Annotated in this window: 6 protein-coding genes; all 6 read left to right on the top strand. The window is 68.5% G+C overall.

Going from position 1 to position 13,936, the window contains the following annotated elements:
• Positions 1–5 precede the first annotated feature (5 nt).
• From J5F18_RS09985 to J5F18_RS09960, 6 genes are read left to right on the top strand one after another with little or no spacing between them, the layout of a single operon-like run.
• The gene (locus J5F18_RS09985) at positions 6–1,691 is read left to right on the top strand and encodes a hypothetical protein (protein ID WP_346302085.1); all 1,686 of its coding nucleotides are present in this window, start codon (positions 6–8) and stop codon (positions 1,689–1,691) included.
• Between the two features lie 11 nt (positions 1,692–1,702).
• The gene (locus tag J5F18_RS09980; protein ID WP_346302084.1) at positions 1,703–5,434 is read left to right on the top strand and encodes a hypothetical protein; all 3,732 of its coding nucleotides are present in this window, start codon (positions 1,703–1,705) and stop codon (positions 5,432–5,434) included.
• Positions 5,431–7,077 carry a hypothetical protein gene (locus tag J5F18_RS09975; protein WP_346302083.1) on the top strand — a complete coding sequence of 549 codons (1,647 nt, stop codon included), beginning with the start codon at positions 5,431–5,433 and terminating at the stop codon, positions 7,075–7,077. Before J5F18_RS09980 ends, J5F18_RS09975 begins: the two co-directional genes overlap by 4 nt.
• A gap of 9 nt (positions 7,078–7,086) precedes the next feature.
• On the top strand, positions 7,087–9,054 hold the full coding sequence (locus J5F18_RS09970) for an ATP-binding protein (RefSeq protein ID WP_346302082.1): 1,968 nt from the start codon (positions 7,087–7,089) through the stop codon (positions 9,052–9,054).
• Positions 9,051–12,752: a DUF4157 domain-containing protein gene (locus J5F18_RS09965; protein WP_346302081.1), complete on the top strand. Its 3,702-nt coding sequence runs from the start codon at positions 9,051–9,053 to the stop codon at positions 12,750–12,752. Before J5F18_RS09970 ends, J5F18_RS09965 begins: the two co-directional genes overlap by 4 nt.
• Positions 12,752–13,729 (top strand): tetratricopeptide repeat protein, encoded by a 978-nt coding sequence (locus J5F18_RS09960; protein WP_346302080.1) that lies wholly within the window; start codon positions 12,752–12,754, stop codon positions 13,727–13,729. Before J5F18_RS09965 ends, J5F18_RS09960 begins: the two co-directional genes overlap by 1 nt.
• Positions 13,730–13,936 lie beyond the last annotated feature (207 nt).

Here is a 13,936-nt window from a genome sequence, read left to right as displayed (position 1 = left end):
TCGCCATGTCTGACATCCTGTTTCAGCCGCTCGGCAACCCGCCGTCCAGTCGCGCCGGGATCGAGCGCATCGCCGATATCGATCCACGCCTGACCCGCACGCATTACTTCGACGGCCGACTGCTCACCGCCGAGGATCTGACGCGCGACCAGCTCTATCTCGACCAGCGCCTGCGCGAGGTCGGCCGCGCGCTCGGCAGCGGCGTCGTGCACGGGCTCGGGCTGCGCCTCGTCGACGGCAACCTGGCGCTCGAACCCGGCATCGCGATCAGCGCCGCCGGCCGGGTACTCGAACTCGGCCGTCCGCTCAGCGTGGATCTCGGCGACCGGGCGAAGATTGCCTCCCTCAACCGCGGCCGCTGGTCGCGCTTCAACCGCGGGCTTTACGCCGTGATACTGTCCTATGCCGAGATCGGGCGCGACCGCGCCGAGGTGTTTCCGAGCGATCTCGGCGCCAAACGCGGCTCCGAGATCGCGCTGATCGATGAGGCCGTGCAACTCGGCCTGGTGGCGATGCCGATCCCGCTCGCGGAGCAGGACCCGCTGGATATCCGCGCACGCCTGGTGCGCGAATTCCTCGGCGGCGCGAGCTCGCTCGGGCTGGTACCGGAGGACGCGGTCGCGCTCGGCGTGCTCGCCATCAGCCACGACCGCCCGGCGTGGCTCGACACCGCCCTGCTGCGCCATCCAGTGCGCGGCGAGCCGCAGTCCGGCGACCTGCAGGCGGACATCGCGCGCCACTACGAGGGCCTGCTGCGCGACGTCATTGCCGCACGCGTGCGCGACGATTTCGCCGCCACCGACCACTTCCACCTGCTGCCACCGGCCGGCCGCGTGCCGTTCGGTTCGGTCGACCCGATAAGCGGCCGCCAGGGCTATTTCCCCGAAGACTTCGACGTCACCATCGCGCCGATCCGGCGTGCCGACGTCGAGCTGATCCGCGCCGAATCGATGCATCTGCCCGCGATCGACCTGTCGCTCGACGAGCCGGTCAGCGTGATGGTGCTCGCGCCGCTGTCGAACGCCGACTACAGCCACTACGCGCTGCGCCTTGAACGCAGCCCGGCCGACGAGCCCCGCGCGTTGCCGCGCATCGATCCGCTGCGCCTCAAGCTCCATCCGGTCCGGCCGATCCACCGCCTCGCAACCGATGCCAGCGTGTGGCAGACGATCTGGGACCGCATCGACCCCGCCGACCTGTTCTTCGTGCGCCGCCCGACGCGCGCGGCGGAGACCGCAATCAGCGGCATCGTGCTGGCCCTCGGCACCCCGACGCCGGAAGATGGGGACGCGCCCGAACTGCCCGACAGCCCGGCCGACGTCGGCGGCCTGGTCGAGGACGAGGAGACGGTGTTCCTGCGCCGCATCAGCGTCGCCCGCCTCGCCGCGCTGCGCCCACCCGTGGGAACAGAAGCCGAGGCCGCGCGCGAAGCCTTCGCAGCTGCGCATGGCGACGATGCGGCCAGCGTCCAGGCGGCACTCGACATCCTGCTCGTGATCGGGCGCGACTACGACGGGCTGGTGTGGCAGACACTCGCCGCGCTGGCCGGACTCGACCGCCTCACCGACTTCCGCGACGGGCTCGACGACCTCGGCCACGGGGACGACGTTGCGGCGCTGGTCATCGAACTGGGCACTGCCCTCGGGCTGGACACCGCGCTGCTCGACCAATGGGCCGCGCTGACCGCGTAACGGAGCGAGCGATGACGACGATATGGCTCAACGAAGCGGTCCCCAGCACACGCCGCCTGCAGCGCGTGCACATGTTCGCCGGACGCCACCTCGGCGAGGACGAATTCGACCGCAAGCAGGACTACGCCGACGCACGCGTCGCGCCGCTGCTCAGCGCCGCCCAACCCGGCATCGTGCGCGGCCTCGAGATCAAGGGCGACGGCGACGGCTTCAGCGTCAGCCCCGGTCTGGCGGTGGCGGCCAACGGGCTCGCGCTCGGCCTGTACCATCCGCTGCGCGCCGAATGGCTCGCGCTGATCGCGCACTGGCTGCGCACCACCGGCGGCACCGACGCAACCGGGGTGTATTACCTCGCCCTGCGCCGCGCCAGCCGCGCGATCGACGCGCCAACGGTCGATCCGTGCCAGCGCACCGAGTTCGACCCGACGCGCGATTCCCGCCTGGTGGTGGTCGGGACCCCGGTGCTTCACCGCCTCGCGATCCCCACCGGAGCGGTCACCACGATGGCGCGCGAACGGATCGAGAACTGGATCACCGCCGACCGCATCGACGGACGTTTTCTCGCCACGATGGGCCACGCCGTGCCGCTCGCGCTGCTCGCGATCCACAGCGAGAACGACGCGCACAACGTGCTCTGGCTCTCGCCCGCGGCTGGCCGCTACGAGGCCGTGCCGGGCAGCGGCTACCGCGTATTGTTGAACCAGACCACAGGGGCGATGCGCCGCGTGATGCAGCGCGCCGAAAGAGAGCTCGATCCGGGCGACTCGCTCGAGGACTTTCTCGCTGCCGAACTGCACCTCGATTTCCTCCCCGCCACCGGAGAACTACCGCGCGCGTGGCTGCGCACCCCCGCCGCGCCGAGCCCGAGCCTGCGCTGGCTGCCGCCGCACCTGCGCGTGGACATGGTGGTGGTGCCGGAAGAGGCGGTGGCGGAACTCGTCGGCCGCCATCTCGAACGCCGGGTAATCGACCTGCGCCAGCCGGCCGGCGATCGCATCCGCCTGCTGCTGGCGGTCAACGAACCGGACTACCGCCCCGACCTGCTCGACATTCCGCCCACCGACGCCCAGCTCGAAAACGACATCTACCGCCTCCACCGGCGCAGTCACGATGCCTGGCGCAAATGGCACGAGCAGTTCGATGTGCTCTACCACTTCGACGAGAGCGACGCGCTGGACGAGGCCACGCTGCGCGCGCTCGATCTGCCGCAGCCGCTCGCGCCGCCACCGACGCCGGACACCGTATTCGAGAATGTCGCCGCACGTGCGGCCGAGACGGTCGAGCCGGAAGCGGATGGTTCGCTGCCCTATCCCTACAACCTGCCAACCCCACCCGCTCCGGCCGACTACGAACACTGGCTGGTAACCCCGGACGATGGCGGAGACCCCGTGCCGCCAGCGGTAACGGTACCCGGGGAAAACGGGCTGGTGATTCGCTACGCGCTCACCGAACGCGCCATCGAGGCCGCCGAGAACCGCATCCGCGCGGCGCGCGCACGCCACGAGAAGACGCGTGATTTCCTGATGCTGCAGCGCCAGCAGCTCGACTCCCAAACGGTTTCGCTCGCCGCGCTCGCGGGCGGCGTAGCCGGCGACGGTAGCGGTCTGCAGGTCGCGCGCTGGATGCCTTATGCTCGGTTTGAAAGCGCCCTGGCCGAGGGGGCGAGCCTGGGCGCGGCTCTTGCGGAAAGAAGCGCGGGCGGAGGCACTTCAGGCGAACTGCGCGAAGCGGCAACGGGTGACGGCCTGACGGCAACGCGCACCACAGAGCCGACGCCCCTTTCCACCGACGCAACAACGACGTTCTCCGCCAGCCCGACCCGCTCCACGGCGCCGGCAACTACGCTCAATCTCGGCCAGCTCGCGACTGGCAGCACCGCCACCCGCTTCGGCGCACCAGCCATCGCGGCGATGAGCACGACGACCTCTTCGCCGGCGTTCTCCATCGGCACTGCGGCCTTGACAGAGCGCCAACTGACTTCGGCCGCAAGCTCGCTGTTCGTCGCGCCAACGACGCTGACGGCCAAACCGCAAACCTTCTCCGCCTTCGAACTCGGCATCAACCAGCAACGTATCGCGGCCTTGGCGAGCGTTGCTAAGCGCACGATATCGACACCTGCATTCATGGCCAGGGAACACCACTTCGGCGTGCTCGAACACATCCGCCCGGAAGTCAATGAGTACGCCCGGGCCTTCCAGGGAATGCAGGATCTGCTCAGGACACTGAGCGATCTGTTCGATGCACCCGACGCGCGCAGCCTGCGCAGGAAGCTCCTGCGGGCCGGATCGCCGGAAGATCCGGATGATCTGGAAAGCCGCATCGGCGACGGTTCGAACGGCATGACACGCGACGAGGCCACGGTGCACTACCGCTACAAGGCCCTGTTCGAAGCCGGCAAGACGCTCACCCAGTGGGTCGCGATCGTCGAGGGCCGCTACAGCAACCTCGAACGCAGGCTGCAAGGCTTGCTGCGCGAACATTCCAGGCTGCTAACCCGGCTTGCCAAGCTGGCGGCCCTGATCCGCCGTGCCCGTGAAGAGCTCGACAACCTCGATCGCCAGCGCCTCGACATGCTGGGTGACTTCGGCCTGGCCCAGCGCCTGCTCGGGGAGAACCGGGAGCAGATCTATCGACGCAGCCAGGAGCGCGCCCGCATCCTCACCAGCGGCCTGCGCGGCCTGTACTACGTGCGCCTGCGCAGCTCGCCGGTGAGCGAACTTCCAGCCGATCCTCTCGCGCTGCGCACCGGGCGCAGCAGCGACGTCGTGCCGGGCTGCGACTGGGAAGAAGACGTGGACCTGCCCGAGGAACTCAATCCGTTCTTCGCCGCGGTCACGGAGATTCCGATGTCCGACTGGGCCACCCTCAAACCGCTGCAGCCGCGTATCCCGCTGCAGACTCTTCAGAGCATCGACACCTTGCGCAAGGCGCGCTTTGATGTGCGTGCTACGAGTCGACCGGCGCCGGGCATCAACGCCGCACTGCTCACGCATCTGGCACCCGTGCTGCGGCAGAACCAGGCCGTGCTGGGCCACTGGGCCGGAGCCGTGATGCCGCCGGTGCAAGACCGGGTCAGCCACGGCAAAACCCGTGAGCGGGCGGCGAAGGTGCTGTCGCTCGAGGATCTCGCGACCCACGGCACGGCATTGCTGCGGCGTCGCGCCGAGACCCTGCGCGAACGGCTGGAGCAGTGCCAATACTGCCTGTACGAGCATCTGCGCGAGTTGCCACCGTCGATCCGTTTTGAATGGGCGCAACTGGCCGAGGACGACCGTCTGCGGGTCGAGGATGTGGCATGGTGGCCAGGCCTCGACCGCGCCGAGCGCCACGACTTCAACACCGCGCGCACGGTGGCCGAACTGGTGGCATGGTGGTTCCGCCAGCTCGATCGTGAGGCCTCGGCCGACGCCCGCAGCGCGATGCGCAACATGATCCGTACCAACCTGATCCACGCGGCCCTCGGCGACCCTTCCGGCCTGGTGCACGGCCGCATCAGCATCCCGCCGCGCCGCAACGCGATCGGCGAACGCATCCGCATCGCGCTCGATCGCGAGCCACCGCCAAACGCGAAGCTGCAACTGCTCGACGCGCAACAGAAGCTCGTCGCGGTACTCGCGATCGAGGATTACGCCAGTCATGGCGCCGATGCGCGCATCGTCGAAGTGGTCGACGCCGGCGCGAGGATCACCGAAAAACTGCATGTCGTCGTCGACAGGACCGACAGGCGGAGGCTGAAGCCATGAACACCGCGCTGCGCCCGGATGATGTGTTGATCCGCCGCCTGCGGGTGCGCGGTGGGCCGGGAGACGGCGAGCGCCTGCGCGCTGCGCTGGGCCGGGCCAGCGGCTGCGGCACTGCGGACAACGCGTGGGTCTTCATCCGCACGCTCCGGGTGCGCGGCGCGTGCGGCGAACTGGCCGCACAAGTGCTCTCCGGCGCACGTGCGCGCAGCGGCGCGGCCACTGATCCGGACGTGGTGCGCTTTGCGAACCTCGACGTCCTGCTCGCCGCACTGCTCCACGATCTGTGTGCCGGCTGCGCGGCCGAGTGCTGGTACTGGCGGCGCTGGGCCTCACTTTTCGCCTTGCCGCGCGGACGTGCGATTGCGCAGTTGCTCGTCGAGCATGCCGAGCGGCTCGGTGCGGTCACCGCGCAGCTCGCCCGGCGCGGCCGCCTGGCGCAGGTGTGGCTGATGGCGGAACTCAGTGCCATGAGAACGTTGTCCGATTGTCTCGCGGCACGCTCGGCAGGCCGTCTGGCGACGCCATCGGAAAGCCAGTCCCTGGCGCAGTCGCCGGACACCATCCTCGCCACCCTGCCAAGGCCGCTCTACCACCGTTGGCGGAGCGTGCTCGCCCGGCTCCCGCGGGAAGACCCACGCCGACGCTGTGCGCTGCAGCTGATCGCCGTCGAACATGCGCCGCTTGCGCTGATGCGCGCGCCCCAAGCCTTGCTGCAGGCACTCGATGCGCAGTTTCCGGTGGCGTTCGAGGGCACGGATGAACCGCTTGCCACTCCGGATGCCATGGCAAGCGACAGGCGAGCCGGGCCGTCGGAGGAAACCGACATCGCCGTGCCATCGACTCCCGAGCTCCGTGCTGAGGATGGACAGGTGCGCAGTGAGGGCGATGCCGATGTGCTCCCGGGGCGTGCCGCCGCACCGACCTTGCGGCAGGACGCATCCGGACCGCCTGATGCAGTCCGTGAAGACATGCCTCACGAAGGCCCATTCCCGCCGGACAGGTCCGCGCCACCCGGGGCGGTCCGCACAGCCCCGCCGTCCGTTCCTGATCCAGACGACCGGAAAGTGCCGTCACGACCTCCGCTGCACACGCCCGGCGACCCGTCGGACGCCACAGCCGCGCGACAGCCCGACCATAGAACACCTCCTGGCGTGACCGTGACCGACCTCGCCGGCGAAGACGGCGAATGGCTGCAAACGCGGCAGGGCGGCCTGCTTTATCTGCTCAACATGCTCGATCGCCCCGCCGCACGCGAGCTGATGGAGATGCACTGGCAAAGCCTGCCGAGCGGCTGGGGCTGGGTGTACCGCCTGGGCGGCGAACTGGGCTTCGGGCGGGCCGATCCGCTCGCCGGATTCATCGCCGCGCAACTGGGGCTCGAGCGTGCCGAAGACCTCGACACCCTGCCACCGCTGCCGGCGCGCAGCGACCTGCTCGGCATCGCACGCAACTGGTACGGGCGCAGCGGCTTGTGGACGCCCGAACTACTCTCGCTCGACGCCCGCCTGCGGGCGACCCCGAGTCACATCGACCTGTATGCGCCGCTCGCCGCCGTGCGCCTGGAAGTGCGGCTCGCCGGTCTCGATGTCGACCCCGGCTGGCTGCCGTGGCTCGGGCGGGTGGTCCATTTTCACTACGACTAGGGGCGCAGGATGCACGCCATACCGCACCCGCTTCTCGCTGCCGACTCCCCACCGCCGCTGCCGGTGTTGCTGCGCATCGGGCTGGCGCAGTTCTGGGCCCAGGCGATGGGCGCGGATCAGGGCATGGCGGAACTGCTGCGCGAACAGGCCGGGAGCGACGCGGAATGGTCCGCACTGTGCGCTCAGGCCGCGCGCGACTGGCCGCCAGAACCCGGGCGTGGCGGCATGCCGCGCCCGTTGTGCGACTTCATCCGCGAGCACCGGTTGAGCCTGCCCGTAGCCTGGCTGCTGGCGTTGCTCGGCGAGGCCGAGTCGGATTACCTGATCACGCTCGCGCTGGGCGAGCTGCAGGCCCCGGCGCGTAGTTCGCGCCCCCCGATGCATCTACTTGTCGCGCTGCTCGAACACCTGTTCGGGCGCGATACGCCGGACACGCTGGATCTCGCCGGTAGTCCGCTGGTGGAAGCCGGCGTCATCGCGCTCGACGGAGACGGCCCCTTGCCGCTGCAGGGCGCCCGCGTCGAACCGGCCCTGTGGTCCGCGCTGTGCGGGCGCGATGCGCCGTGGCCTGGCTGCCGCTTCGTGCCGGAATCTGAGCGCAGCCAGCTGCCGCTCGCGCTGCGTCGCCAATTGCCGCAACTCGCCACCCTGCTCGCGCGTGGCGAACTGCAAGGCGTGGTCGTGCGCGGCAACGGCGGCAGCGGGCGCAGAGCGCTCGCGGTAGAACTGGCGGCGCTGCTCGGGCTGCGTGCAATTGCGGTGCCACGCGAGATCTGGCGCGAACGGGGCGCAGTCGCGCTCGCCTGCCGTCATGCGCGCTGGCTGCCGGTGGTTGAGGCGGACGTGTCGGCGGGAGAGACCTGGCAGGTCGGGGCGTCCAACGGCACGCCGCTGGTCATCATCGCCGGCGCCCAGGGTGCGGTCAGCGGCCGCGCGATGCTGGAGATCGAAGCCTGCGTGCCGGACGAGCACGAGCGGCGCGAGTTGTGGGCGCGTGAACTCGACGATCCGGCGCTGACGGACGACCTTGCGACCGCCGCGCTGCTCGGCGGCCCGTCGATCGTACAGGTCGCGCGCAACGCGCGGCTGCGCGCGATGCAGGCGGGCGAGGCGCTCGATGCCGAGCATGTTGCCCGCGCGCGAGCCGATCTCGGCGCCGAAGGCCTGCGCCTGCTCGCCCAGCCGGTCGCGCGCCGGGTCGGCGGCGACAGCGTGGTGTTCGCCCCGCTGGTGCGGCAATACCTCGCCGACCTGATCGCCCGCGCAAGAAAGCGCGAATCGGTCTGGAACGGCCTCGGCCCGACCCTGCAGGCCACCCGCAACGCCGGCCTGCGCACGCTCTTCGTCGGCGAGAGCGGCACCGGCAAGACGCTTGCCGCGAGTTATGTCGCCACTGAGCTGGGCGCGCCGCTGTACCGCGTCGATCTGTCGTCGGTGATGAACAAGTACATCGGCGAATCGGAAAAAAACCTCGCCGCGCTGCTCGACCGCGCCGCGGCGATCGACGCGGTGCTGCTGTTCGACGAGGCCGATTCGCTGTTCGGCCGCCGTACCGATGCCAGGCAGAGCGGCGAGCGCTACGCCAATATGCTCACCAACTTCCTGCTCACCGCGATCGAACTGCACCCCGGCATCGTCATCCTGACCACCAACAACCGTGAACGCATCGACGCGGCCTTCACCCGCCGCCTCGACCTGATCGTGGACTTCCCGCAGCCCGGTTTCGACGAGCGTCTCGAACTGTGGCGCAAGCATCTCGGCGAACGCAGCCCGGACGAGACGGTATGCCGCCTGTTCGCGAGCTACTGCGACTTCAGCGGCGGCCAGATCCGCAACGCGGTGCTCAATGCCGCCGCCTGCGCCGAGGCCGATGGCCCGCTGGCAACCGACGTGCTGCTGCGCGCGATCGAGCGGGAATTCCGCAAGCTCGGCCGCGCCTTGCCGCCGCAGCTGTCTCGGCTGGGGAGAACCACATGACCGGCCCGCAACCCCTCCACCGCCCGCGCGCGGCCGCACGCAAGCCGACCGCCGCCAGGCCCGGGCGCCACGTCCGCCCGTCCCGCCCGGCCTATCTGCGCCGCAAGCTCACGATGAGCCAGCCGCAGGACGCCGAAGAGCGCGAAGCCGACGCCGTCGCCAGCGCAATCACGCGCAGCGCGAGCAACCAAGGCCCGGTCGAGACCGAGGAGATGATCTCCAGCACGCCGGTGCCCGCCGCGCAGCGCATTCATCGCCAAGCGGAGGAAGAGGAGCCGATCCAGGCAAAACTCAAGCCTTCGGTCGAAACCGAACAGCACGAAGACGAAGCGCTGTCCGCGTGGATCGCCCGCGAGACCGTGCCGCCGGACGAAGACACCTCCGCCGCACCGCTGCGGCGTCAGGTCGACGAAAATGAGACCGAGGAAACGCTGCAGACCTGGCTCGCGCGGCATGAAGACGAAATGCCCGAAATCGACGAGGAGGAAGCCGGGGCCGAATCCGACACCGGGCGCACGGTTGCGCCCGACATCGAAGCGGCCATCGAACGCCTCGCCGGCACCGGCGCGCCGCTGCCGGCGGAGGTGCGCGAGGACATGGAAGCGCGCTTCGGAGCGGACTTCAGCCAGGTCGGCATCCATACCGGAGCGGAGGCCGCGGCGCTTAACAGCCGGCTGCATGCGCGTGCGTTTGCGGTCGGCAACGACATCTTCTTCGCGCCCGGCGAGTTCTCGCCACAAACCGAGGCCGGGCGGGAGTTGCTGGCGCACGAGCTGACACACGTGGTGCAGCAGTCGAGCGGCACGGTGCAACGGCTGTATCGCAATGGCGGAGGCGGCACCGGTTCATCCAAAGGCACCTATCACCGAGGCGAGGGATATGTCGATTTGCCGCGCCTGCCTTATCCGAGCGTGCCGAAAATCGCCGACAGCCACTACAACGGTTTTCTGCCCCTGATCCGGCACCGCGGGTATTCCGGCAACCGGAGTACCCAGCAAAACACCAAATGGTTCGGCGAAATCGGTCTCGAGGGCGCGAAAACCAAGCTGCAGGATGCGCCGGGTTACAGCCGCGAGGGGGCGGCCGGCCGGCTGACCTTCGTTGTGCCGTCGCCGCATCAGCGCATCGCCCAGCGCGGCCGCAATGCGTCCAACGTGCGTTACCTGATGGGTTCGCTGGAGGAAATCGCGCGTGACGCCGCCCGCCCCACCTGGACGCCACAGGGTCGGCCGGCGCCCTTGAACGGGCGACGGGCCTCCTATGAAATCGACCATCTGGTCGAGGCGCAGGTCGGCGCGCAATCCGCCCGCGGCGGCAGCTATGTGATGAAGCCGGCGGTGGATTCCATGGCCAATTACGCCCTGCTCAAGGGCGAGAAAAATCAGGCCAAGGGCACGGCGGTCAAGAACTCGGTCGAGCGCCAACTGACCGAGTTCCTCCGCGGCAATGAGGACGACTACCGCAACAAGCCATTCAGCCAGTGGAATGCCGCTTCGCTCAAGCACCGTCTCAGCCTGGAGTTCGCGAGCGTGACGGTCGAGGCGGGTATGGTGCGGATGGGCGACAACGATGTCTGGACCAAGGGCGAGATCGAGAGCGGTGCGCATATCGACGCCTTGCTGAATGCGAACCAGGTGCGTTGCCTCTCCTTGTCGGAACTCGAGGAACAGGTACCGGACGGTCACCTGTGGATCTTCCACAGCAGACAGGGTGGGCTGCGGGTCGATCTGAACAAGAACCAGCCCAGACGTGACTTCCTCAAGCCGTTCCGGCTGCACGAGGACTCCGAGTTCCACGCGGTGGACCATCCGACCGACGAGACCGATCTGGCGACGCTGTACTTTTCGCTTCAGCCGAACAACCGCGCGAAGCTCAAGCCGATGGAGAAATCCGCAGCGGTCCGCATCAAGTCGCTGAACGGTTCGTCGAAACTTGGCCATTTCGAGAACGGGCGGGTTGCGGCGCTGCTTGGCCTGCGGCGGCAGGCCGCTCGCGAGGATGATTCGGAAAGCTCGCAGGACGGGAACCTGCAACTCGCCGGCCAGAGCCCGATTCAGGTCGAGGGCTTCGATCTGACCGGCGACGGCCTGGCCGTCACCGGCAAGATCGTGCCGACCCTCTCGGTCTTCGAGAATGCGTTTATCGATTTCGAGCTGCTGGGCGACCAGCTGACGCTCTCGAAGACCTTCCTGATCGACGAGATCAACGTCCCGCCGCCGTTCTCGATCGAGCAGTGCAGCATCACCCTGTCCGGTGGCACGGGCGGCTTCGCCCTCGACGGCGGCATCGAGTTCGCGATCGATGGACTCGGCGAGGGTAGCGCCGAAGCGGGCTACCACTCGCGCAATGGGGCCCATCTGCGCGGTCGATTCGATTTCGACGAGCGGATCTTCGGTCGCGGGACCGATGCCCGGATTCGCTTTGCCTACGAACAGGGCGCCTGGGTCATCGGCGGCACGGTCACGATTCCGTCCGGCAAGGTGCCGGGCATCAACAGCGCGACGATCGAGGCGGAATATGCCCAGAACAGCGGCTTCAGCGCGCAAGGCCAGGCCGAACTCGGCATCCCGGGGGTCGAGAGCGGCACGCTGGCGGTTCGACACAGCGAGGAAGAAGGTCTTTCGATCGGCGGGCGCTTCAATCTTTCCGGCGATGTGCCAGGCATCCGCAGCGGCCACGTCGAAGCCGAACTGCAGGAACGCCCGGATGGCAGCGGCTATGCGCTCAATGCCAACGGCGAAGCCGTGCCCGACATCCCCGGCTTCAGTTCGAAGCTGACGGTTTCCTACCACGACGGCCTGATCACCGCCGAAGCGCAGGCCGCGTATCAGCGCGGCATGCTCGATGGCCAGGTGCGCGCCGGCGTCACCAATCGCCGCTTCGACGCGGATGGCAACCCGACCGACGAGGTGAGCGAAGAACTCACCGTATATGGCGGCGGCACGGTCACCCTCAAGCTCGCACCGTGGCTGCAGGCGACCGCCGGCATCAGGTTCGAGCCGAACGGTGAAGTTACGGTATCGGGCGAAATCGGCATCCCGAATGCGCTTGATATCTTCGACCGCCGCGAGTTCGACAAGTCGCTGCTCAACATCGCGGTGCAGGTGCCGATCGTGACCGGCGTGGTGGCCGAGATCGGTGGCGGACTCTCGGCGAAGGCCGGCATCGGTCCGGGCAAGCTCGAGCGGCTCAGTCTCGGAATCGAGTACAACCCGGCACGCGAGGAAGACACCCATGTGACCGGACGAGCCCACCTGCGGGTACCGGCCGATGCCGGTCTGCGGCTGTCGGTGCGGGCGGGGATCGGTCTGAGCATTGTTGCCGCAAGTGCGACGGGCGGCCTCGACGTCGGTGGCACGCTGGGCATCGAGGGTGCGGCCGAAGCCGACGTCCATGTCGACTGGACGCCGTCCGAGGGACTCGACCTGCGTACGCGGCTCTCGGTGCATGCGCAGCCGAGCTTCACCTTCGACATCGGTGGCTATGTCAGCGTACGGGCGCTCCGCAGACGCGTATACGACAAGCGCTGGCAGTTTGCGGAATACCGTTTCGGCTCGGATTACCGGTTCGGCATCGCCCTGCCGATTCACTACCATGAGGGCGAACCGTTCGATATTTCGCTCGATGACGTCGAATTCACCGTGCCCGACATCAATCCGCGCCAACTGCTGAGAGGGCTGATCAACAGGATCAAGTGATGAGCACAGACCACACGCACGTAAAGGACTTGCTGCGCCGCGGGCTCGAATACCACCTGCAGGGGCGCCTGGCCGAGGCGGCGCAGGCCTACCGCGCGGCACTCGAACTCGACGCCGACAATGCCAGCGCGCACAACAATCTCGGCTTTCTGCTGGCACAGCAGCAGGCATGGGACGAGGCGCGTGTGCATCTGCGCGCCGCGCTGCGGCTCAAGCCCGACATGGCGATGGCCCACAGCAACCTCGGCCAGGTGCTGGTGGCGACCGGCGAGGTGGCCGACGGCAAGCACCATCTCGAACAGGCCACCCGCCTCGACCCGGAAAACCCCACCGTGTGGGACAACCTCGCCCGCATCCGCCTGCTCGGCGGCGACCTGCAAGGCGGCGAGTACGCCGCGATGCGTGCCGTGCGCCTGCAGCAGGACGATCCCGCGCTGCATGTGCGACTTGGCACCAGCGTCGCGCTGCAGCGGCGCACGGACGAGGCGGTGGAGCATTTCCGTCGCGCACTCGGGCTCGACCCGAATCACGCCGAGGCCTGGGCGCAACTCGGCATTGCCTGCTTCCTGCACAACGACCTGGGCAGTGCCTGCGATGCGCTCGGTCGTGCCCTCGCGCTGCGCCCTGACGATGCCAACGCCGAGCGTCATCTGGCGCTGGCGCGCCTCGCGCTGGGCGAGACGGATGCGGCGATCGCCGGCTTCGAACACCTGCTGGAACGTCATCCGGAGGACGGCCAGACACGGCTCGACCTCGCCGCGGTGCTGCTCTCGCGCCATCGCCCGGACGACGCACTGGCGCAACTCGATGCCCTGCCGGAAGCGCTCCGGCGGTCGGAAAAGGCGGTGTTCCATCGCGCCGTAGCGCTGCGTGCCCGGGGCGACTGCGCCTCCGGCGACGAGATCCTGCGCAGCGTGGCCGACAACCCGACAGGGGAATACGCCGAGCGTGCTAAGGCGGTGCTGGGCGCACACTGAGATCGGCGTTTGTCTACCGGCATGCGGTGAACTAGAGTGAGAATGGAGCACTGCTGCGGTGCGCCCGCTGCGGGTTTCGACCTGCAGCCCGAGAACGGAAGGGAACGCTAATCAGGTGTCCCTGCCCGACAGGCGATCAGGAGTGAGGCATTACCGACGCAGTACGATACGGTGAAAAACCAGAGCGAAAGCAGAGCGTGACCGACA

This window comes from Halomonas sp. BM-2019, assembly GCF_017584085.1.
This window is presented reverse-complemented; position numbering and strand designations above follow the sequence as displayed.